This window comes from Aliamphritea hakodatensis (assembly GCF_024347195.1).
GTDB classification, from domain to species: Bacteria; Pseudomonadota; Gammaproteobacteria; order Pseudomonadales; family Balneatricaceae; genus Amphritea; species Amphritea hakodatensis.
The window spans coordinates 998,243-1,019,138 of the sequence record NZ_AP025281.1 but is presented as its reverse complement, the minus strand read 5'-3'; the positions used below and the strand labels follow the sequence as shown (position 1 = coordinate 1,019,138).

General features: G+C 53.8%; 24 protein-coding genes. 5 read left to right on the top strand and 19 right to left on the bottom strand.

Features of this window, described 5'->3' with window-relative positions; translation table 11 throughout:
* Positions 1–13: 13 nt before the first annotated feature.
* The 6 genes from rodA to PCI15_RS04600 form a co-directional block, all read right to left on the bottom strand.
* Positions 14–1,150 carry a rod shape-determining protein RodA gene (gene rodA, locus PCI15_RS04625; RefSeq protein WP_271273190.1) on the bottom strand — a complete coding sequence of 379 codons (1,137 nt, stop codon included), beginning with the start codon at positions 1,148–1,150 and terminating at the stop codon, positions 14–16.
* Entirely contained in the window at positions 1,150–3,180 is a 2,031-nt protein-coding gene (mrdA, locus tag PCI15_RS04620; protein WP_271273189.1) for a penicillin-binding protein 2, read from the bottom strand. The genes rodA and mrdA overlap by 1 nt, the downstream gene beginning before the upstream one ends.
* A gap of 63 nt (positions 3,181–3,243) precedes the next feature.
* Positions 3,244–3,711, bottom strand: a complete 468-nt coding sequence (gene rlmH / locus PCI15_RS04615) for a 23S rRNA (pseudouridine(1915)-N(3))-methyltransferase RlmH (RefSeq protein WP_271273188.1) — start codon at positions 3,709–3,711, stop codon at positions 3,244–3,246.
* Between the two features lie 45 nt (positions 3,712–3,756).
* Positions 3,757–4,098: a ribosome silencing factor gene (gene rsfS / locus PCI15_RS04610; protein ID WP_271273187.1), complete on the bottom strand. Its 342-nt coding sequence runs from the start codon at positions 4,096–4,098 to the stop codon at positions 3,757–3,759.
* 15 nt (positions 4,099–4,113) lie between these two features.
* On the bottom strand, positions 4,114–4,779 hold the full coding sequence (nadD, locus tag PCI15_RS04605) for a nicotinate-nucleotide adenylyltransferase (RefSeq protein ID WP_271273186.1): 666 nt from the start codon (positions 4,777–4,779) through the stop codon (positions 4,114–4,116).
* On the bottom strand, positions 4,776–6,029 hold the full coding sequence (locus PCI15_RS04600) for a glutamate-5-semialdehyde dehydrogenase (RefSeq protein ID WP_271273185.1): 1,254 nt from the start codon (positions 6,027–6,029) through the stop codon (positions 4,776–4,778). Before PCI15_RS04600 ends, nadD begins: the two co-directional genes overlap by 4 nt.
* A 222-nt stretch (positions 6,030–6,251) precedes the next feature.
* On the opposite strand from PCI15_RS04600, the gene PCI15_RS04595 reads away from it, so the two are divergent.
* Positions 6,252–7,832, top strand: a complete 1,581-nt coding sequence (locus tag PCI15_RS04595; RefSeq protein ID WP_271273184.1) for an atrophin-1 family protein — start codon at positions 6,252–6,254, stop codon at positions 7,830–7,832.
* A 3-nt stretch (positions 7,833–7,835) separates the two neighbouring features.
* A complete protein-coding gene (locus tag PCI15_RS04590; protein ID WP_271273183.1) occupies positions 7,836–8,627 on the top strand; it encodes a sulfite exporter TauE/SafE family protein in 792 nt (263 codons plus the stop codon).
* Between the two features lie 198 nt (positions 8,628–8,825).
* Here PCI15_RS04590 and grxC read toward each other — a convergent pair whose 3' ends face one another.
* Positions 8,826–9,068 (bottom strand): glutaredoxin 3, encoded by a 243-nt coding sequence (gene grxC / locus PCI15_RS04585; protein WP_271273182.1) that lies wholly within the window; start codon positions 9,066–9,068, stop codon positions 8,826–8,828.
* Positions 9,069–9,156: 88 nt separating this feature from the next.
* Entirely contained in the window at positions 9,157–9,543 is a 387-nt protein-coding gene (locus tag PCI15_RS04580) for a hypothetical protein (RefSeq protein WP_271273181.1), read from the bottom strand.
* Positions 9,544–9,696: 153 nt separating this feature from the next.
* Here PCI15_RS04580 and PCI15_RS04575 point away from each other — a divergent pair, with 153 nt between their 5' ends.
* The 3 genes from PCI15_RS04575 to PCI15_RS04565 all read left to right on the top strand — a co-directional run bounded on the left by PCI15_RS04575 (position 9,697) and on the right by PCI15_RS04565 (position 12,267).
* Positions 9,697–10,596, top strand: coding sequence for an AraC family transcriptional regulator (locus tag PCI15_RS04575; RefSeq protein ID WP_271273180.1), 900 nt, complete (start codon positions 9,697–9,699; stop codon positions 10,594–10,596).
* 96 nt (positions 10,597–10,692) lie between these two features.
* Positions 10,693–11,187 carry a SixA phosphatase family protein gene (locus PCI15_RS04570; protein ID WP_271273179.1) on the top strand — a complete coding sequence of 165 codons (495 nt, stop codon included), beginning with the start codon at positions 10,693–10,695 and terminating at the stop codon, positions 11,185–11,187.
* Positions 11,188–11,313: 126 nt separating this feature from the next.
* Positions 11,314–12,267, top strand: coding sequence for an AEC family transporter (locus tag PCI15_RS04565; protein WP_271273178.1), 954 nt, complete (start codon positions 11,314–11,316; stop codon positions 12,265–12,267).
* Between the two features lie 4 nt (positions 12,268–12,271).
* On the opposite strand, the gene PCI15_RS04560 is transcribed toward PCI15_RS04565, so the two are convergent.
* From PCI15_RS04560 to PCI15_RS04510, 11 genes are all read right to left on the bottom strand, one after another.
* A complete protein-coding gene (locus PCI15_RS04560) occupies positions 12,272–12,562 on the bottom strand; it encodes a putative quinol monooxygenase (RefSeq protein ID WP_271273177.1) in 291 nt (96 codons plus the stop codon).
* A 141-nt stretch (positions 12,563–12,703) separates the two neighbouring features.
* Positions 12,704–14,089, bottom strand: coding sequence for a replicative DNA helicase (gene dnaB / locus PCI15_RS04555; protein WP_271273176.1), 1,386 nt, complete (start codon positions 14,087–14,089; stop codon positions 12,704–12,706).
* 206 nt (positions 14,090–14,295) lie between these two features.
* Positions 14,296–14,742 (bottom strand): 50S ribosomal protein L9, encoded by a 447-nt coding sequence (rplI, locus tag PCI15_RS04550; protein ID WP_271273175.1) that lies wholly within the window; start codon positions 14,740–14,742, stop codon positions 14,296–14,298.
* A gap of 104 nt (positions 14,743–14,846) precedes the next feature.
* A complete protein-coding gene (gene rpsR / locus PCI15_RS04545; protein WP_205659073.1) occupies positions 14,847–15,074 on the bottom strand; it encodes a 30S ribosomal protein S18 in 228 nt (75 codons plus the stop codon).
* 36 nt (positions 15,075–15,110) lie between these two features.
* A complete protein-coding gene (gene rpsF, locus PCI15_RS04540) occupies positions 15,111–15,533 on the bottom strand; it encodes a 30S ribosomal protein S6 (RefSeq protein WP_205659072.1) in 423 nt (140 codons plus the stop codon).
* A gap of 230 nt (positions 15,534–15,763) precedes the next feature.
* Entirely contained in the window at positions 15,764–16,267 is a 504-nt protein-coding gene (locus tag PCI15_RS04535; RefSeq protein ID WP_271273174.1) for a hypothetical protein, read from the bottom strand.
* A 79-nt stretch (positions 16,268–16,346) separates the two neighbouring features.
* Positions 16,347–16,754, bottom strand: coding sequence for an OsmC family protein (locus PCI15_RS04530; protein WP_271273173.1), 408 nt, complete (start codon positions 16,752–16,754; stop codon positions 16,347–16,349).
* A gap of 54 nt (positions 16,755–16,808) precedes the next feature.
* A complete protein-coding gene (trpC, locus tag PCI15_RS04525; RefSeq protein ID WP_271273172.1) occupies positions 16,809–17,624 on the bottom strand; it encodes an indole-3-glycerol phosphate synthase TrpC in 816 nt (271 codons plus the stop codon).
* The gene (gene trpD, locus PCI15_RS04520) at positions 17,624–18,649 is read right to left on the bottom strand and encodes an anthranilate phosphoribosyltransferase (protein ID WP_271273171.1); all 1,026 of its coding nucleotides are present in this window, start codon (positions 18,647–18,649) and stop codon (positions 17,624–17,626) included. Before trpD ends, trpC begins: the two co-directional genes overlap by 1 nt.
* Before the next feature lie 20 nt (positions 18,650–18,669).
* A complete protein-coding gene (locus tag PCI15_RS04515) occupies positions 18,670–19,278 on the bottom strand; it encodes an anthranilate synthase component II (protein ID WP_271273170.1) in 609 nt (202 codons plus the stop codon).
* 181 nt (positions 19,279–19,459) lie between these two features.
* Positions 19,460–20,770 carry a DUF945 family protein gene (locus PCI15_RS04510; RefSeq protein WP_271273169.1) on the bottom strand — a complete coding sequence of 437 codons (1,311 nt, stop codon included), beginning with the start codon at positions 20,768–20,770 and terminating at the stop codon, positions 19,460–19,462.
* Between the last annotated feature and the right edge of the window lie 126 nt (positions 20,771–20,896).

Here is a 20,896-nt window from a genome sequence, read left to right as displayed (position 1 = left end):
GGCTGTATAATTATTAGCGTTTGATCATCTGCCGGTGGGTGTGAACAGACATCAGCAAGCCGAAACCGGCCATCAGCGTTACGATGGATGTTCCACCATAGCTCACCAGCGGTAACGGTACCCCCACAACGGGAAGCAGGCCGCTCACCATGCCTATATTCACAAACACGTAGACAAAAAATGTCAGGGTGACACTGCCAGCAACCAGACGGCCAAAGCTGTCCTGCGCCTGCACGGCAATTATCAGCCCCCGGGCAATGATCATTACATACAGCGATAAGAGTATCAGCACACCGACCATGCCCTGCTCTTCTGCCAGTACCGCGATAATAAAGTCGGTATGGCTCTCAGGCAGGAAGTCTAACTGTGACTGGGTTCCCTGAAACCAGCCCTTACCGGAAATGCCCCCGGAACCGATGGCCGCCTTGGACTGGATAATATTCCAGCCGGCCCCCAGAGGATCGCTTTCCGGATCAAGAAACGTCAGTACCCGCTGTTTCTGGTAATCCTTCATCACCATCCATAAGCCGGGCAGACCCGCTGCCGCAACCGCCAGCGCACCGAAGATATACCGCCAGTAAATACCGGACAGCAGGAGAACAAAAATACCGGATGCAGCAATCAGCAACGATGTCCCCAGGTCCGGCTGTTTCATGATCATCACCACCGGCACAAACACTAGGCCCAGCGAGATGAATATGTGCTTAAAGCTTGGCGGTAACGCCCGCTTGGCAAGGTAACCCGCCACCATCAGGGGCAGCACCAGCTTCATAATTTCAGAGGGCTGAAAACGAAAACCCGGCAAGGCTATCCAGCGCTGGGCACCTTTTGCCCCGACACCAAACAGCAGAACACCGACCAGCAGGGCAATGCCCAGTACGTACAGTATAGGCGCCCAGTGCGCAAAGAAACGTGGCCGGAACTGTGCCAGAAGGACCATCACAGCAAAGCCAGCACCGAGCCGGATACCCTGCCGGGTCACGTAGTCCATATCCCCACCGGAAGCACTGTAGAGAATCAGTAATCCGTAACTGCACAGCATCAGCAGCAGGACTAACAGCCAGGCGTCCAGATGGGTGTAGGACCAGAGCCCCCGACGGCGGGCCAGATGCGGCTGCGCCTCTGGCATCGTGCGTTCAAAATCACGCATTACAGGGCCTCCGCTGCGGTTATCCGGTCAGCCGGCCGAGTTGCCGGTAAAGCCGCTTTCTCTGCCGCTGCCGCCTGCGCAGCAATCAGATCATTCTGTTCAAACTCAAAAAACGCATCCATGACTTCCCGGGCAACCGGTGCTGCAGTACTGGAACCACCTCCGCCGTTTTCAACAATCACCGCCACGGCAATTTTCGGGTCGTCCACCGGCGCAAATGCAACAAACAGCGCATGGTCACGGTGCCGCTCAGCCAGTTTTTCGGCGTCGTAGGTTTCATCCTGTTTAATCCCGACAACCTGAGCGGTACCGGTTTTACCGGCAATCTGAAAATCAATGCCGGTACCGATACGGCGGGCCGTACCCCGCTCGCCGTGTACCACCGCAACCATGCCGTCGATAATGTCATTCCAGTAAGCCGGCGTGTTCAGCTTCACATCAGGCATTTTTTTACCTTTACTCGGAATACTGATCACACTCTCTTCAAGCGGTTGCCCCGGCTGCACCGACTGACTGCTGACAGTCACCAGACGGCCGTCCGTATCCTGCCTGATCTGCATGCCTTTATCTTTGGTAATGATGTTCTTCAGCATGGTCGGCTGCTTCCATTCACCCCGGTTTGCCAGCACCATTGCAGAGGCCGCCAGCTGCAGCGGTGTCGCCAGCATCCAGCCCTGCCCGATACTCAGATTAAGCGAATCCCCCGGGAACCAAGAGCCCCGGCCGGTACGTTTTTTCCATTCACGGGACGGTAAGATTCCCGGCAGGGCCTCCGGTAAATCAAGGCTGGTCACCTGCCCGAAGCCAAACTTATCCAGATAGCCGGACATCACGTCCACGCCGGCCCGGTTCGCCACATCGTAGAACCAGACGTCACATGACTGATACAGCGCCATGCTCAGCCCGACCCGGCCATGGCCGCCCCGTTTCCAGTCACGGTAACGCCGTCCGCCCTTGCTCAGGGTCATGAAACCCGGGTCCCAGACCGTATGGGCCGGGCTGACAACGCCGCTGTCGATCACACTCATCGCCACCACAGGTTTAATGGTAGAGCCCGGCGGATACTGGCCCCGCAAGGCGCGGTTAAACAGTGGCAGATCTTCAGATTCACGCAGCGCGGTGTAGTTCTTCTGGCTGATCCCGGTGACAAACATATTCGGGTCATACCCCGGCGTACTGACCAGTGCCAGAATGCCGCCGGTTTGCGGATCAATCGCCACCACAGACGCCCGGCGCTCACCCAGCAGCTTCTCCGTTGCCTGCTGTAAACGGATATCCAGGTTAAGCACAATGTCTTTCCCCGGAACCGGATCCGTGCGTTCCAGCACCCGCATTACCCGGCCGCGGGCATTGGTTTCCACCTTGTGGTGACCAACGGTGCCGTGCAGTAATGGCTCGTAAAACTTCTCAATGCCCAGCTTGCCGATATAGTGCGTCGCGCTGTAATTGGTCGGATCTACCCGTTTCAGTTCTTTCTCGTTGATCCGTCCCACATAGCCCAGCGCATGCACCAGACTGGCCCCGTAGGGATAGTAGCGGATCAGATCCGCTTCCACCTGCACGCCGGGCAAACGGTAATAATTCACACCGATTTTGGCGATTTCTTCAGGGGTCAGCCGGAAACGTAACGGCACGGTTTCATACGGGCGGCGGCGCTGCTTAAGACGTTTACGGAAGGTTTTCAGCTGCCGTTCCGTGACCGGAATCAGCTTTTGCAACTCAGTGAGGACCGTTTCAAGATCCTCCACTTCCTCTTTCATGATGGTAACGCTGTAGCTGGGGCGGTTATCCGCCAGCAGAATCCCGTTACGGTCATAGATCAGCCCACGTGTGGGTGCCACCGGCTGCAACTGGATACGGTTATCATCGGAAAGGGCTGCCTGATGGTCATATTCCACCACCTGCAGATAATAGAGTCGGCCGATCAGCACCCCAAGCAGGATGCAGACGATCACAAAGGCGATCAGCGCCCGGGACAGGAAGGTATTTCCTTCTTTTGTGTGATCCTTCAGGCTTTCAAGTACGGCCATGTGTATACAGTAATGTCGTCAGCGTTAAACCGTCCGGCCACCCTGTGGCCGGCGGTTGTGTCACTATTTGTGATATGGATGCCCCTGGATAATGCTCCAGGCCCGGTAAATCTGTTCTGCCAGCAATATACGCACCAGCGGGTGCGGTAATGTCAGCCCTGACAAAGACCATTTCTGATCGGCCTGCGCCAGGCATTCCGGCGCCAGCCCGTCCGGGCCGCCCACCAGCAAGCTGACGTTCTGGCCAGACATCTGCCAGTCCTCTGCCTGTTCTGCCAGCTGTTCGGTGCTCCAGTTTTTGCCGCCAACCTCAAGCGCAACCACCCGGTCACCCTTTCCGATTGCCGCCAGCATGGCTTCACCTTCCTGGCGTTTGGCACGGGCAATATCTGCCCCCTTACCCCGGTGGCCAGACTGAATCTCAATGATCTCCATCGCAAACTCAGCCGGCAAACGTTTCAGATATTCCTGGCAACCTTCGGTCACCCATTTCGGCATCTTGGTGCCAACCGCAATCAGGCGAATCTTCATAGCAGCGGTCTGTACTCCGTGCGGGTTAAAGACACTGAAAACACATCAGCTCTTAGTATCGACTTCGTCGAAGCCCCAGAGTTTCTCAAGATCGTAAAAACTTCTCGCATCCGGCATCATCACGTGCACAATCGCATCGCCCAGATCCACCAGCACCCACTCACCGGTGTCCTGACCTTCGATACCCATTGGCAGCATACCGCTGGCTTTTACCTGCTCCAGAACGTGCTGGCCAATTGACTGCACGTGGCGCTTAGAGGTACCGCTGGCAATGATCATACGGTCAGTGACCGTCGACTTCTCGCTGACGTCCAGCTCAACGATGTCCTTCGCTTTCATATCTTCAAGGGCATCATGTATAACATTGATCATCTGATCTAATTCCATTGGTTAATCTTTACCTTACTTTGATTTACAGCCATACAGCTGCTGTTGTTGGATATACTGCCAGACGCTGTCCGGGAGCAGATAACGGGGAGAATGCCCCTCGCTCACCAGCGTGCGTATCTGTGTGGCAGAAATGGCCAGCGGCGTCAGCTCATGAAAAATCACATGCCCCGCCGGCTCAGTTAAAATTTTCTGTTTATCCGTGACTTCATGTACCCGGGTAAACGCCTTCATCTGCTCACCGGGCTGATATACCCAGCCAGGCCGCTTAACAACCACAATATGGGCCAGCCGGATCAGCTCCTGCCAGCGGTCCCAGCCCGGCAGCGACAGGTAAGCATCCATTCCCAGTATCATACACACTGGCACATCTGCCCCCAGCTCAGCGCGCAGGGATTCAAGGGTCAGTACTGTGTATGAAGGTTTTTCCGATGACACTTCCCGGGCATCAGCATATAAACCGGGCTCCGCTGCCACCGCCTGTTCAACCATTGCCAGACGCTGTTCAGACCCGGCCCCCGGCTGCTGACGGTGCACCGGCACTTTTGACGGCATCAGTGCGACCTGATCAGCATTCAGCCAGTCACGGATTTCCAGCGCCGTACGCAGATGGCCATTATGGATGGGGTCAAAAGTCCCACCCATAAACGCACAGACAGCAGGCTTAACAGTGTTGCTCACTGACGAATATGGCCGTCACCCAGCACCACATACTTCTGGGATGTCAGACCATCCAGCCCCACCGGGCCACGGGCATGAATCTTATCGGTAGAAATGCCAATCTCAGCACCCAGACCGTATTCAAAACCGTCAGCAAAGCGGGTGGACGCGTTCACCATCACTGAGCTTGAATCCACCTCACGCAGGAAGCTGCGGGACTTGGTGTAGTTCTCAGTAATGATGGCATCCGTATGGTGTGAACCGTAACGGTTGATATGGGCAATCGCTTCATCCATATCCGCCACCAGCTTAATCGCAAGGACAGGTGCGAGATACTCGGTCGCCCAGTCCTCTTCCGTCGCGGCAGTGGCAAACGGCAGCACCTCAAGAGTCCGTTCGCAGCCACGCAGTTCAACACCTGCTGCCCGGTAACGTTCTGCCAGTTCCTGAAGCACTTCAGTGCGGGACTCATGCACCAGCAGGGTTTCCATGGTGTTACAGGTACCGTAGCGGTGAGTTTTCGCATTCAGCGCAACATTCACTGCCTTAGCATGATCCGCTTCGTCATCAATATACACATGGCAGATACCATCAAGATGTTTGATAACAGTCACCTTGGCGTCACGGCTGACCCGTTCAATCAGGCCTTTGCCGCCCCGCGGTACAATCACATCCACATACTCAGGCATGGTAATCAGCTCACCCACCGCAGCACGATCAGTGGTTTCCACCACCTGCACCGCATGCTCAGGCAAGCCAACTTCCTTCAGGCCTGCTTTAATGCATTCGGCAACCGCCGCATTACTGTGAATCGCTTCAGAACCGCCACGCAGAATGGTGGCATTGCCGGATTTCAGACACAGGCTGGCCGCTTCTACCGTCACATTCGGACGTGACTCATAGATAATACCGATGACACCAAGCGGTACCCGCATTTTACCGACCTGAATACCGCTGGGCAGATAATTCATATCCGTAATCGCGCCGGTGGGATCTGGCAAAGCGGCAACCTGCCGTAAACCCTCGATCATGGTATCGATCTGACTGGACTTAAGCTGCAGACGATCCAGCATCGCAGCGTCGAGACCATTCGCCTCGCCCTGCGCCAGATCTTTGGCATTGGCCTCAACCAGCGCATCACGGGACGCATCAATCGCATCAGCCATCGCCAGTAAAGCACGGTTTTTAAGGCCGGTATCGGCTTTTGCAATAGCACGGGAAGCAACCCGCGCCTGCTGACCCAGCTGGGCCATATATTCAGTTACATTCATGGTGTACCCCTTGGAGATGGGGCATTATACCCCGGGGCTCTGGCAGGAAAAAGGCCTGATCCGTCCGACAAATCAGGAATCACAATCCGGCAATAAAAGCGCCCGCAGGGACAGACAGCCGCCCCGGCTAACTGCTATTATCTCCCGGCTGGAGAATAGCAGCCTGATCCTTGCCAAAACCGGAGCAGATTGACTGCGTAAGTGTTAATTAAACAGATACCTATGAAGCCTCTATCAAACAAAGCCACACAACTTATGCTGAATACTTCCCGGCAACGCCCGCAGCTGCAACTGACCATCATCGTTGCTGTCTGCCTGTTCCTGGGTATTTTTCTGGCAGGCTTCTATCTGAACCTGGTGGCTGAACGGGTCGCCGAACAGCAAACCCATCAGCGCGGACAGCTGCTGGCGGAACAGACCGGCGCGCTGATCAAACCGGCGATTCTTGCCAATGACCCGGTCAGTCTTAACTACCAGCTCAATCAGCTGGTGCGGCAGGATTATATCGATGCCATCAGCGTCAGCACCCCGGCGGACAAACTGCTGGCCCGGGCCGGCAATGCCCACCGGCTCGGCACCCTGACACGCAACATCACCATTACCCAGCAGGGCGAAAGTCTGGCCAACCTGACCCTGGTGCTGAACCCCACTGAACAGTACCTGCAATTCAGGGGGTTGCTGCTGCAGGCCCTGATTCTGGCGCTGATCATCGCGATCATCTGTATATTACTGACCTGGCAGCTGGCGGCCCGACTGCCCGCAACCCAGGGCAGTAAACAGCTCCCCCCCGCAGAAGACGATGAGCAACAGGAAGCCTTTCAGGCGCAATTAGCTAGCCACTCAGCCCGACACAGCACACCCGTTCCGGCAATCGCTACTCCGGCAGTCGCAGACCTGTTTGAACAGTCCGGCAACCAAACACATCAGCCCGCACCGCCCTCTGCGCCGGATGCTCTGGTGGACTTACTTAAACCGGATACTGATACCCCGAACATCCCCAGCTTTGCCCCTTCGGAGCCACTGCCTGAAACACCGCAGGCAAACACGCCACCGGCGCCGATCATTGAAGAACTGGAAATCCCTCAGGAAGCGAATATACCCACCGTGCAGCCACCCCCGCAGGAACAGGCCGACAACAACCGGCCAAGCATTCTTAAAAACCCACTGTTCGACCAGGACACCGGTGAAGTGCAGCTCGATCTGTATGCCTTCGAGCAGGAACTGGAAATGATCGTCAATGCCGAGGAAGCCGGATACCTGCTGTATCTGGATCTGACGTCAGGGCATGCGGAAAATCTCTCGTCTGCGGAACTGGAACAGACGCAGGACTACTACACCCGGATGCTGGAAATGGTCATTGCTATTTATCAGGGCGAAATTACCCGCCTGAGTAACGGCGATCTGCAACTGGCGTTCCTGCGCCCCAACCCGGAAGATGCCCACGGCATCAACGCGATCTGTGCCAGCCAGCTGTTTAACCGCCTGTACAAAGCATTTAACCAGCAGCGCATCCGCCGGATGCAGCCCATTCTGAACCTGCACATGGCCATCGTTCGCGGTCACTATAAAAAGCTGCCCCGTCTGCAGGAAGAAGCCCGCTATCTGACCCGCTCGACCGACAGCAACGAACTGATCAGCCATACCGCTCTGAGTGAAGCGCCGGACCTGAAAATCAGCCTGCTGGCCGGGGCCGATATCGAACGGTCTGAGGAAGATAAGGTACTGCTCAGAGCAGTCAATGAAAGTTACCAGAAGCTGCTGGACAAACAGGCCCAGCACTTACTGAAAAAACTGCCTTTCTGATCAATGACGCCGGCTGATCTGCTGTTACTGTTCGCCGCCGGCATCATCAGTGGCATGCTTAATGCTGTTGCCGGAGGGGGCAGTTTTATTTCATTCCCGGCCCTGCTGTTCGCCGGGGTTCCGCCGATCAGCGCCAACGCCACCAACACTTTTGCCGCCTGTTCCGGCTACCTGAGCGGTACCTGGGCGTTCCGGCACGATTTAAAAGCCCACCAAAAACAACTCCCACTGTATATCGTCATCAGCCTGACAGGCGGCGTAACCGGTGCCTGGCTACTGCTGCAAACACCCCAGGAGCACTTCTCAGCAGCCATTCCCTGGCTGTTACTGTTCGCCAGTACCCTGTTTATCTGTGGCAATCAGCTGAATAAGCTATTGCGACATTTTTCACCCGCAGATAAACCCCGCCACTGGCTTGCAGCCGCCTGTTCCGGCGCGGTACTGCTGGGTGTATGTATTTATGGTGGGTTCTTCAATGCCGGGCTGGGGATCATTGCCCTGAGCTATCTGGTCCTGACCGGTCACACCGATATAAACGCCATGAACGGCATTAAATTACTGGTGTCGTCCTGTGTATCCCTGATTGCCATTGCGATCTTTATCGCTGACGGTGCAATTGTCTGGTATGAGGGTGGGGTTCTGTTAACCGGCTCACTGCTGGGCGGTTACTCCGCGGCAACAGTATCCCGACGGATTCCTCAGCAGCGCATCCGACAGCTGATCATTATCACCAGCCTGTCGATCACGGCCTATTTCTTTGCGGATCACTATCAGCTCTGGCCGATCAGCGGATAGTCCCGCAGCAGACATCCTGTTACGGATAAAAAAATGCCGCAGGCGAGCTGCGGCATCTGAAAAATACCGGACTGAAACAGGGGGGACATTCCACTTCAGCCAGTAACTGCTTTTACTCAGGAAGACACTTAATCCAAAATGCTTAGCCGGCATACACCGGCTTAAACATCAGCTGAACTTTCAATCAACTGAACTCAATCAACTGACTTTGGCCAGACGGCGCACATAAGCCGAGAAGTCATCGTAACCGCCAATATGCCGGTCATCGATAAACACCTGCGGTACCGTTTTCCGGCCGGAACGGCGAATCATTTCCTGATGCTTTTTCCAGTTCTGCGTGACTTCATATTCCTTGTAACGCCAGCCCAGCTGTTCCAGCAAACTCTTTGCCGCTTTACAGTATGGGCAGTAATCTTTGCTATACACTTCAATAATGGCCATCAGAATTCTCCTTCAGACACCTGTAAAACACCGAAACGCAGCGCCGTCTTAAACAGCGCTGCGGTAATCAAGCCAGAGTGGCGTCAAATTACTGCTTCTTAATGTTGTCCAGCTCATACCATGGCGTTGGGTTGATCGGGCAGCGGAAACGGATACCGTCTTCAGTCACTGTCACACGGGAGATACGCTGCTCACCCGGCTCCAGCGGAAACATATCCAGACCTTCATGGGTCTTGTTGTTCTGAATCTGGAAACCTACCAGTTTGTCTGCCTTATTCGTGACGACAAACTCATAGGTACCGGTTTTCAGACCCGCGACAGTTTCATGGGCAGAAAAGTAACCGCCATACTGATCCAGATGGATAACCGTCACACCGTCTTCACGGACTTCAGGGGTTGCTGCCGCTGCAAAAGGTGCGGCTACCAGTGCTGCCAGTAGCACCATGGCTGACGTAATACGTTTGAAAATACTCATTGTTTGTCTTCCTTTAGTTTCTTAAAAGGTTGTTATATTGATCACCGGCACCCTGTGCAGGAATGGCTTTACTTTAGCCAGCTTTAGTAAGACGATGTATGCCAGAAAATCCAATATAATTAGCAGTTCGTCCAAAACTATGGCAGATACCCCATGCATCAAGATGGCTTAAGCGACATCCTTCACTGGCTGAGACTCAAGGCAGAGGTCTATTTGCATACAGATTTCCAGGGATGCTGGGCGGTTGACACGTCCGGCAGCCGGCACGTCCCCTTTCACTTTGTGAATAACGGCCACAGCTGGTTACATTTACCCGACGCCGCCCCACGGGAATTACATCAGGGCGATCTGGTCATCTTCCCCCGGGACTGCAAGCACATGCTCTCCAGCGAACAAAACTGTCCGAGCCGTTATCTGGTGGATGAAACGCTGGAAAAAATCGGCAAATTTCCCGATGAAGGGCCACTGACAGGGCTTACCTGCGGATTTTTTGAATTCGAAAACAAAGCCGCCTGGCCATTACTCGACAGCTTGCCGGAAGTAATCGTGCTGGAATTGAGCCAGCCAGATAAACTGCACAGCACCCGAACCTTACTGGAGTTGCTGATCAGCGAACTGGAAGCCAATGAACCCGGCACCCGGGTGTCAGTTAATTACCTGACCCACACCCTGTTTGTACATATTCTGCGCAGCCAGATTGGTCACGGCCTGGAAAAAGGCTTACTCAGCGCCCTGTTCCACCCCAAGATAGGTAAAGCACTGGGGCTGATTCACGCAGAACCGGCCAGAGACTGGTCGGTAGAAAACCTTGCCCACACCATCGGCATGAGCCGTTCCGGTTTTGCGGAGCAATTCCGGGACCTGACCACCAAAACACCCATGCGTTATCTGGCAGAATGGCGCATGCTGCAGGCCAGCGAACTGCTGCGTACCTCCGAGCTGAGCATTACCGATATCGCCGAACGCTGTGGTTATCATTCTGAAGTGGCTTTCCGCAAAGCTTTTAAAAGCATCACCGGCGCAACGCCAGGGGCGATCAGAAAACAAACCTGAATCAATTAATTACGAAAAAAAGCCCAAGTTAATAGCTTTTCAGCCTGACTTAACTAGTATGGAAAGTACTTCGTGAGCGATTGAGAGCAGCAAAAAATGAAGCAATTAACTCTGGTTCGACACGCGAAATCCTGCTGGAAAGATCCCCAGTTGGCAGACTTTGACCGCCCACTGAACAAACGGGGCCTGCGTGACTTACCCGGTCTGGCCACCCGGGCCGGCGAAATGGGTTTACGACCGGACCTGATCATCAGCAGCGGCGCCAACCGGGCAATCAACACCGCTATCCAGCTGGCCCGGGGCATCGGCTATCCGCCTGAAGAGATAGAAAACATCGCGGAGCTTTACCATGCCCGCAGTGAAACCCTGATGAACCTGCTGCAAAGCCAGAGCGATCACCATCGCCATATCGCCGTCGTCGGCCACAACCCGTCTCTGGAATTACTCACTACCTACCTTACCGGCGAGAAACTCAGCAAGTTTCCGACCTGCGGACTGCTGCACATCCCCCTGAGCATTACCTGCTGGACGGAACTGGCGGAATCATGCGGCACCCTGGAAATCTTTGATTACCCGAAACTGCACGCCTGACAGTACTGCCCGGGGCCTGCGATAGCCGCAGGCCTGTTCGCAGCTTTATTCTGCACCTGCTATGATCCCCGGGTAATTCCCCCGGCCGGTTACCGGTTTTGGCTCTGACAAGAAGGTTGCAGCCCGTTGAATCTTTATCTTGAAACCCTGCTGTTCACCAGCGATATCGTTGTACCGATTTTCTTTATCGTATTTCTCGGCTACCTGTTACGCCGTTACCGGGTAATCGATGAAGGCTTTGTGACGACTTCATCCCGGCTGGTATTTACCATTACCCTGCCGGCACTGGTATTCATGAGCATCTCCCAAACGGATTTTAAAGCGGTTTTTAATCCGCAACTGTTACTGCTCTTTGCCGCCTTTACGCTGGCAACAGTTGCTCTGCTGTGGTGGTTCAGCGGCCGGATGAAACTGGCGGCCAACGCCAGAGGTGTATTTGTACAGGGTGCGTTTCGCGGTAATTTCGGCATCGTCGGGCTGGCGGTATGTTTCAACATGTTTGCCGAACCGGGGCTGGCTCAGGCATCGGTGGTACTGGCGTGTGTGATCCCGCTGTATAACGTTTTATCGGTACTGGTGCTGAGCATTCCCCGGCAGGATAGCCGCGTCAGCCCGCGGAAAATCATCAGAGACATCATTACCAACCCCCTGATTCTGTCGGTAGTATTTGCCATGCCGTTTTCTTACAACGGCTGGCACCTGCCGGTAATTGGCGATGCCATCGGCAACTACTTCGCCAGCCTGACCCTGCCACTGGCCCTGCTCGCCATCGGCGGTTCACTGGACCTTAAGAGCCTGCGTAACAGCTCAGTTACCGCTGGCTGGGCGACGGCCCTGAAGCTGGTGATCATTCCGGTTGCCGGCACCCTGCTGGCCTGGCTGTACGGCTTCAGAGGACAGGACGTGGGGATTTTGATGGTGCTCTATGCGTGCCCGACGGCCGCCGCAAGTTTTGTTATGGCCAAAGCCATGCAGGGAGATGCCCAGCTGGCCGCCAATATCATTCTGACCACCACGCTGGGCTGTGTTCTGACGCTCAGTGGCGGCATTTACCTGCTGCGCCTCTGGCAGGTTATCTGAACGCTTATTCCGCGACTGAAGAGTAATACCAGCCCTTAGGAGAAGCTGCGAACAGAATGCCGGCGGCCTGCATATCTTTTTGCGGAAAATTAGCGACGGATGCCCGGTGGGCGTCTTTACTTTCCCAGCGTTCCAGCACGATACATTCTGAAGGGTTATCATCGTTGCTCAGAACTTCACAGGAAATACAGCCCGGAGACCCTGAAATATACGGCACCAGGGACCGCAAAAACGCCGGCATATTTTCTTCATTACCGGCAGATGCCTGAAACTGATTAATCCTTGTAATTGCCATCTGAGTCACTCCCTGTTGGATTATGTGTTTGCCGCCACAGTATTCACAGATCAGCTCCGACAATCAATCCCTCTTTGGAACAGCGTTTTGACGCCACAAAAAACCCCGCATAACGCGGGGTTCAGTGCACAGGCTCAGGGGCTATTCGTCATATCCCTGATACGCCATCGGCGCCAGATTCTCAAACTTGGTGAACTGACCAATAAACGCCAGCCGGGTCGTACCGATTGGTCCGTTACGCTGTTTACCAATGATAATTTCAGCAATGCCTTTATCCGGTGAATCTTCGTTATAAACTTCGTCCCGGTAGATAAACATAATCACGTCGGCATCCTGCTCGATCGCACCGGATTCACGCAGGTCCGAGTTTACCGGGCGCTTATTCGGCCGCTGTTCAAGTGCACGGTTCAGCTGCGACAGCGCAATAACCGGGCATTCCAGCTCTTTCGCCAGCGCTTTAAGGGACCGGGAAATCTCAGAAATTTCAGCAGTACGGCCTTCGCTCATACCACCCTTGATCTGCATTAACTGAAGATAATCGATCATAATCATCGAGATATCGCCGTGCTCACGCACAATCCGGCGGGCACGGTTACGCATTTCCGTGGGGCTGATACCGGCCGTATCATCGATAAACAGCGGTTTATCCCGCAGCAGGTTCACAGCGGTTGTCAGCCTTGGCCAGTCATCTTCTTCCAGCTTACCGGAACGCACCTTGGTCTGGTTGATCCGCCCCAGAGATGACAGCATCCGCGTTACCAACTGATCCGCGGGCATCTCCAGACTGAATACCAGCACCGGTTTATCCTGCGCCATCAGAGCATTTTCCACCAGATTCATGGCAAAGGTTGTCTTACCCATGGAAGGACGCGCCGCCACGATGATCAGATCCGAAGGCTGCATACCGCCGGTAGCGCCATCCAGATCCTCAAACCCGGTCGTCACCCCCGTCATACTGCCTTCAGAGTTAAACAACTCGTCGATTTTATCCACTGCTTTTTTCAGCAATGGATTTACCCCAACCGGCCCACCTTCGTTCGGCCGCTCCTCCGCAATCTGGAAGATTTTCTGCTCAGCTTCGCTCAGCACGTCATCACTGGCACGGCCGTCCGGGAAGAAAGCGCTGTCGGCAATTTCATTCGCCACTTCTATCATCTGCCGCAGCATCGCCCGGTCACGGACAATTTCAGCATAGGCACGGATGTTAGATGCACTCGGCGTATTACGGGCCAGCTCAATCAGGTAATCCAGACCACCGGCTTCTTCAAGGTTAGCCGTGCGGTCCAGCTCTTCCGACAGGGTCACCACGTCGATCGGCTGCATCGCTGCAACCAGCTTTTCCATGGTACGGAAAATCAACCGGTGGTTATGCCGGTAAAACTGAGCTTCCAGAACAATTTCCGACACCGTATCCCAGGCGTTATTATCCAGCATCATCCCGCCCAGCACTGACTGCTCGGCTTCCTGGGAATGCGGCGGGACTTTAACCCCGGCTAATTCGTTCGACTCAGATTCCAGCTCTTCCACTCTCAGCCCTCTTCGTACCACTGATTTTATTCATCTTGCTGATCACTCTAGCACGGCAGACACTTACTGTACGCCGCTGCCTGTTGCAATCACTGCCCCGAAGGCAAACCACTTCCTGCAGGCATAAAAAAACACCGCGCAATATAATACTACGCGGTGTTTTTTATCTCACCTGATATCGGAATATCAGGTGACTGCCACAGGTATTATTCGCCGACTACGACGATACCAACAGTAGCAGTTACTTCAGGGTGCAGCTGGATAGCAACGCTGTACTCACCAGTAGCGCGGATAGCACCTTCTGGCAGACGAACTTCGCTCTTAGCTACTTCGATACCGGCAGAAGTGATTGCTTCAGCGATATCGTTAGTACCGATAGAACCGAACAGCTTGCCTTCGTCGCCAGCTTTAGCAACAACAGACAGTTCAACTTCGTTCAGTTCTTCAGCGCGCGCCTGGGCAGCAGTCAGCTTATCAGCTGCAGCTTTTTCCAGTTCAGCACGACGAGTTTCAAATGTTTCCAGGTTGGCAGCAGTTGCAGGAACAGCTTTACCGAAAGGAACCAGGTAGTTACGACCGAAACCAGCCTTAACGTTTACCTTGTCACCCAGGCCGCCCAGTTTGCCAACTTTCTCGAGTAGGATTACTTCCATCTCGCAAACCTCTATATCTTACGAGCTGCGAACAGCTCTGAATTCTTGCTCGACAATCCTTACGGACTGTCGCTCTAAAACCTATCAGTCAGTAGCAGTTCTGCTTACTGATGAGCATCAGTGTAAGGCAGCAGTGCAACGTAGCGAGCGCGCTTGATAGCAGTCGCCAGCTGACGCTGGTAGCGAGCCTTAGTACCAGTGATACGGCTAGGAACGATTTTACCGGTTTCAGTGATGTAACCTTTCAGGACGTCCAGATCTTTGTAATCGATCTCGGTAACACCTTCAGCGGTAAAACGGCAGAATTTTCTACGACGGAAAAAACGGGCCATGATATATCTCCTCAATAATAAATGTTATTAAACCGATTACTCGGCAGCAGCTTCTTCAGCAGCAGCTGGTGCTTCTTCAGCAGCAGGTGCAGGTGCATCAGCAGGCTTGTCTTCGCGACGTGGACGACGCTCTTCACGGCCTTCAGCAGCTTTGATAGGAGATACTTCAGAGATAGCTTCCTTACGACGTACAACCATGTTACGGATAACCGCATCGTTGTAACGGAAGATGTTAGTCAGCTCGTCCAGAGTTTCCTGTTCGCATTCAACGTTCATCAGAACGTAGTGTGCTTTGTGGATCTTGTTAATTGGGTAAGCCAGGTGGCGACGGCCCCAATCTTCCAGACGGTGGATTTGACCTTCAGATTCTTCGATCAGCTTGGTGTAACGCTCAACCATCGCTGGAACCTGTTCACTCTGGTTAGGGTGAACCAGAAAAACGATTTCGTAATGACGCATTAATTGCTCCTTACGGTTTAAACAGCCCCCAACCCGTATCGTAAACGGCCGGAAGCAAGGAGTTAAAGTTAATTCCACCCCGGCACACAGCCGAAGGGAGGCAGAATTATACGCCAATCAGATATAAAAACAATCACCTGTGCAGTTTTCATACACAGAGATGCAACGGAGAATTCTCAGCCAGAATACCGCGCCCGGAAATACCCTAAACTCACGCGGCTGAACCGGGCTCAGACGCCGTCGATAAGCTGATTCATTTTGGCACAGAAGAGATTGTCGGAATGCTTTTCCGCATCGTCACGGATGGCAGCCCAGCAGCTGTTAGTATCTTCATACCGGGTGAAACTCAGGGATTCACGCATATCAACCAGATAGATGTACTGATAGAAACCGCGGGGGTCCCAGCGGCTGATCTTACGGTCCGACTCAATGCAGCGGTAACGGGGTTTGAGGGTAATACCGGTTTTCTGCTGCCGGATATGGTGCCGGTAGAGTTGCTGGTCGGCAATGCTGTTACGGATATTTTTCTTCAGAAATGCCTGGCACTCAGCCAGCTCGGTTACCTTCCGCTCATGCAGTAACACAGAAATTGTGACGGGAGTGCCCCGGATATCTATATTGCCGAGCAAATACACCTTGCTGCTTTCGGCACGCGCAGACACAGCCTGCGCCAGCAATGCCATCAGCATCAGGAAGTTTAAAAGATAAGATGTCTGAACATATCCGTTTCGCATTTCAGCCAGTCTCCGACTAACCCATCTCAGTCAACTGTGCAGCCACCGCCACACAGTCTCCGAACCACTACACCATCAGTTACTCAACTTCGATAATCTCGTAGCTGTGGGTAATTTCCACACCGCCCTTTTCCAGCATCAGTGAAGCAGAGCAATACTGTTCTGCAGACAGCTTAACGGCACGTTCCACTTTCTTCTCATTCAGATCACGGCCAGAAACCACAAACTTAACGTGAATCTTAGTGAACACCGCCGGTACAGCATCCGCCCGCTCAGCGTCAATTTCAGCCACGCAGTCAACCACGTCCTGACGGGTTTTCTTCAGAATACCCACGACATCATAGGAAGTGCAACCGCCCAGCCCCAGCAGCATCATTTCCATCGGCCGCGGACCTTCTTTCAGTTCACCATCCAACGTCAGATCAAAACCGGAACCGGTCGTACACTTAAAACGGACATCGCCGTCCCATTTAACTTTTGCTTGCATGATTTTTATACTTCTTATGAAAATGAATATTCAGCACAGCTTTTGCCCTGTAGATCAGGCAAACAACTCACTCAGTTTAGCGCCCGGATCTTCCGCCCGCATAAAGGCTTCACCCACCAGGAAGCTGTTAACCTGTTTGGCACGCATATCCTGTACATCCTGCTGATTCAGAATGCCGCTTTCAGTCACCACGATACGGTCCTGCGGAATTTCATCCAGCAGTTCGTAGGTGTGCTCCAGCGTCACTTCGAAGGTGTGCAGGTTACGGTTATTAATGCCCACCAGGGTATTGTTCAGCGGCAGCGAACGGTGCAGCTCTTCACGGTTATGTACTTCAATCAGTACATCCATGCCCAGTTCGATGGCCAGATCGTTCAGCTCGCGCATCTGTTCGTCCGTCAGGGAGGCGGCAATCAGCAGAATACAGTCAGCACCGATCGCCCGGGCTTCATACACCTGATAGGTATCCACAATAAAGTCTTTACGGATAACCGGCAGGTTGCAGGCTGCACGGGCCTGCATCAGGTAGTCTTCGCTGCCCTGAAAGAAATCTGCGTCCGTCAGAACGGATAAACAGCTGGCGCCGCCAGCTTCATATGACGCGGCAATATCGGCCGGCACAAACGGATCACGCATCACGCCCTTCGACGGGCTGGCTTTCTTCGCTTCAGCAATCACCGCCGAACGGCCTTCGCTGAGGGCTTTCTGCATGCTGGCCACAAAGCCACGCGGATCAGTTGCACTGCCCTGCTGCGCAACAATCTGTTCTTTAAGCTGATCAACAGACACCTTTGCCTGACGCTCAGCCACTTCTTCGTGCTTACGCGCGATGATCTTCTTTAAAATAGTCGGGGTATCAGGATGACTCATTATTCGCCCTTAAAACGTTGCGTAAATTCGGCCAGCTGCTGCAGTTTCGCCGCGGCCTTACCCTCAAGAATGGTTGCTTTTGCCAGTGCCACACCGGCCGCCAGACTGTCCGCCTGATCCGCCGCATACAACGCAGCACCCGCATTCAATGCAATCATATCCACAGCTTTCATGTTTTCACCGGCAAATGCGGCGTTAATCAGCGCCAGACTTTCATCCGACCCGTTTACCTGCAGGCCGTCCAGAGACTGAACCTCCAGACCGGCATCCGCCGCACTGATGGTGTATTCGCTGATGTCGCCGTCTTTCAGCTCGGCGACGAAGGTTTTTTCCGCCAGACTGATTTCATCCAGACCATCCGCAGCATGTACCACCAGCGCATGGTTAGCGCCCAGTGCCTGTAATGCCTGCGCCATTGGCAGGCACAGCGACTGATCAAACACCCCCAGCAGATAATGCCGGGCAGAGGCCGGATTGGTCAGCGGCCCCAGAATATTAAATAAGGTGCGCAGCCCCATTTCTTTGCGCGGGCCAATCGCGTATTTCATTGCGCTGTGGTGTTGCGGTGCAAACATAAAGCCTACACCCACTTCATCAATACAGCGGGCAACCTGTTCAGGATTAATTTCCAGATTCAGGCCGGCTGTTTCCAGCAGATCTGCCGCACCGGAACTGGAGGAAACCGAACGGTTACCGTGCTTGGCCACATGACCGCCAGCAGCTGCCACCACAACGGAGGAAGCGCTGGATACGTTAAACAGGTTAGAACCGTCACCGCCGGTACCGACGATATCCACCGCTTTGTCTGCCTGAATAAATACCGGGGTCGCCAGCTTGCGCATAGCATCCGCCGCGCCGGTAATTTCAGCCACACATTCGCCTTTCATCCGCAGGCCCATCAGCAGTGCGCCAATCTGGGCATCGCTGGCATTGCCGGTCATGATCTGATTCATCACCGCCTGCATCTGTTCAGTCGACAGGTCCTGCTGTTCAGCAACCACCGCCAGTGCTTGTTTAATATCCATGTCGGCTTCCTTCGTCTAAATTATTGTTCTGCAGCTGCCGTGGCCGGGCCACGACGCTTAAGAAAGTTTGCCATTAAATCATGACCCTGTTCGGTGAGAACAGACTCCGGGTGAAACTGCACCCCTTCAATATCCAGTGTGCGGTGCCGCAGCCCCATAATCTCGTCCACACTGCCGTCTTCCTGCTGGGTCCAGGCGGTCATTTCCAGGCACTCAGGCAGGGAGTCTTTCTCCACCACCAGTGAGTGATACCGGGTCACACTGACAGGATTCGCCAGCCCTTCAAATACACCGGTATTGTTATGATAAACCTTTGACACTTTGCCGTGCATCACCTGACGGGCACGTACCACGTTACCGCCAAACGCCTGCCCCATGCTCTGCATACCCAGGCAAATTCCGAATACCGGCAACTTGCCGGCAAAATAATCCATTGCCTCAACAGACACACCGGCCTCATTCGGCGTACAGGGACCCGGAGAGATAACCAGTTGCTCAGGCTGCAGTGCTTCAATCTCTGCAATGCTGATTTCATCATTGCGGTGCACCTGGACATCTGCTCCCAGTTCACCGAAATACTGTGCAACATTATGCGTAAAGGAATCGTAGTTATCGATCAGCAGTAACATAGGTTTGGTAAGCCAACTTATTCAAATAAAAACAAAGGCCTTACAGGGGCCTCTGGTAAAGGCTTTGCAGCGATATCCGGCGATTCACCGGTAACTATCGGAAAAGCGGCAGACATAATACCGCAAGAGAGGAAGGCTGTATAACTGCAGGTGCGACACTTCGCACCTGCAAAGGGAAAACTTACAGTGGCAGCGGTGTACCGTTGAGTATCACCTGGCCGTCCTTAACGGTCAGTTCACCACGGTACCCCTGTTCATCCTGTACCAGCATGCCCTGTATCACAGCAAAATCCAGCATGGACGGATCAAACTCAGGATCAAGCGCTGAAATTGCATCCAGTAATTCAGACGGAATCACCAACTGGGCATCCAGATCCACTTTTTGCAGCAACGCCTGCTGCTGCATCATGGCTTCTTCCATCGTGAAAGGTTGCATGTCCAGATCGGCAGTGGCACTGACCTTGCTGCCCTGCAGGCCAATGGACAGATCATCAATTTCCAGCCCCAGACCTTTTCCGGTCAGACCGCCCAGCATGCCCATCATCACAAACGGATCTTCCAGCTGTGCCGGATCGGTGCGCTGTAAATCGCCAACCTGCTTCGCCAGGCTATAGAAGGCGTCAAAGTCGACATCAAACACCATATGCATGTTCGGCGTGAAGCTTACCTGCTCTGCGATATCCTGGCCCTGAACCTGAACTTCACTGGCACCGTAGCCGACACCGATCAGGGTACGGTCGCCTTCGGTTTTCTGATCCGCGGTTACGTTAAACCCTTTGATCTCCACACTCTGCTCAGCATCCTGAAAGCTAAAGGTATCCGCTGATATCAGTAAATCAAATGCGGTCGTCATCATCGGGTCAGCCGCGTACAGAGTGCCGGATTCAGTCAGGCTGACACCGCTGACGGCCATGTTGCCTTCACTTGTATCCAGCTTCAGTGCACCAACGTCCATGCTGATATCAAACGTCTCACCCGCCAGCCTGTATGTACCGGCAGATGCCGCCAGGCTGAAACTTTCGCCAGCTTCGGCATACGCCAGCGCTGCCAGCTGGAAATCACCGTCAACCAGAACCTGTTCGGTACCCATGTCGTAGCTGTAGCGGGTTTCAGCCGTTAAAAACTCTTCTGCGCTATTCGCCTGAATCTCTTTCAGGTCGGTCCGCAGCTGTGTATCCGCCAATTTTGAAGTGCTGGTGCTGTTGAGAAAACCGTGCTTAAAGTTCACATCCAGAAACAGTTCTGAGCTACCGACGTCAGCAACAAGATCTTCCGGCAGACCCAGAATTTTCACACTGACCTGATAATCAGAAGAAAACATGCCGGCAGTACCTTTATAACCAACTTCAGCCTGTCCGGCATAGGCAAGGTTCAGCCGGTCCATCTGTGCAGCGAAGGCTTCATTCACTTTTCCGGCCGTGACCGCTACGCCACCCACATATCCCGCAGCGCCAACGGCAACCACCAAACCTGCAACAAGTACCTTGTTCATTTAATATCCCTGATCATCATTGATATGGGCTGATTACCTCTTAGGCTCAACCATATGACTTAACATTATCATCCTGTACCTGTCTGTTGTCCTACACAGGCCGGCACATTGTAAAACGGTTAGCCA

Bases quoted from the DNA above. Each gene is read 5' to 3' on its own strand.
- PCI15_RS04530 (WP_271273173.1), bottom strand. From the start codon at position 16,754: ATGCAAGCAAAAGTTAAATGGGACGGCGATGTCCGTTTTAAGTGTACG.
- trpD (WP_271273171.1), bottom strand. From the start codon at position 18,649: ATGGATATTAAACAAGCACTGGCGGTGGTTGCTGAACAGCAGGACCTG.
- PCI15_RS04600 (WP_271273185.1), bottom strand. From the start codon at position 6,029: ATGAATGTAACTGAATATATGGCCCAGCTGGGTCAGCAGGCGCGGGTT.
- PCI15_RS04590 (WP_271273183.1), top strand. From the start codon at position 7,836: ATGACGCCGGCTGATCTGCTGTTACTGTTCGCCGCCGGCATCATCAGT.
- PCI15_RS04535 (WP_271273174.1), bottom strand. From the start codon at position 16,267: ATGCGAAACGGATATGTTCAGACATCTTATCTTTTAAACTTCCTGATG.
- rlmH (WP_271273188.1), bottom strand. From the start codon at position 3,711: ATGAAGATTCGCCTGATTGCGGTTGGCACCAAGATGCCGAAATGGGTG.
- grxC (WP_271273182.1), bottom strand. From the start codon at position 9,068: ATGGCCATTATTGAAGTGTATAGCAAAGATTACTGCCCATACTGTAAA.
- PCI15_RS04575 (WP_271273180.1), top strand. From the start codon at position 9,697: ATGCATCAAGATGGCTTAAGCGACATCCTTCACTGGCTGAGACTCAAG.
- mrdA (WP_271273189.1), bottom strand. From the start codon at position 3,180: ATGGCCGTACTTGAAAGCCTGAAGGATCACACAAAAGAAGGAAATACC.
- rpsF (WP_205659072.1), bottom strand. From the start codon at position 15,533: ATGCGTCATTACGAAATCGTTTTTCTGGTTCACCCTAACCAGAGTGAA.
- rplI (WP_271273175.1), bottom strand. From the start codon at position 14,742: ATGGAAGTAATCCTACTCGAGAAAGTTGGCAAACTGGGCGGCCTGGGT.
- PCI15_RS04515 (WP_271273170.1), bottom strand. From the start codon at position 19,278: ATGTTACTGCTGATCGATAACTACGATTCCTTTACGCATAATGTTGCA.
- PCI15_RS04570 (WP_271273179.1), top strand. From the start codon at position 10,693: ATGAAGCAATTAACTCTGGTTCGACACGCGAAATCCTGCTGGAAAGAT.
- trpC (WP_271273172.1), bottom strand. From the start codon at position 17,624: ATGAGTCATCCTGATACCCCGACTATTTTAAAGAAGATCATCGCGCGT.
- rodA (WP_271273190.1), bottom strand. From the start codon at position 1,150: ATGCGTGATTTTGAACGCACGATGCCAGAGGCGCAGCCGCATCTGGCC.
- PCI15_RS04560 (WP_271273177.1), bottom strand. From the start codon at position 12,562: ATGGCAATTACAAGGATTAATCAGTTTCAGGCATCTGCCGGTAATGAA.
- rsfS (WP_271273187.1), bottom strand. From the start codon at position 4,098: ATGGAATTAGATCAGATGATCAATGTTATACATGATGCCCTTGAAGAT.
- PCI15_RS04580 (WP_271273181.1), bottom strand. From the start codon at position 9,543: ATGAGTATTTTCAAACGTATTACGTCAGCCATGGTGCTACTGGCAGCA.
- PCI15_RS04510 (WP_271273169.1), bottom strand. From the start codon at position 20,770: ATGAACAAGGTACTTGTTGCAGGTTTGGTGGTTGCCGTTGGCGCTGCG.
- rpsR (WP_205659073.1), bottom strand. From the start codon at position 15,074: ATGGCCCGTTTTTTCCGTCGTAGAAAATTCTGCCGTTTTACCGCTGAA.
- PCI15_RS04595 (WP_271273184.1), top strand. From the start codon at position 6,252: ATGAAGCCTCTATCAAACAAAGCCACACAACTTATGCTGAATACTTCC.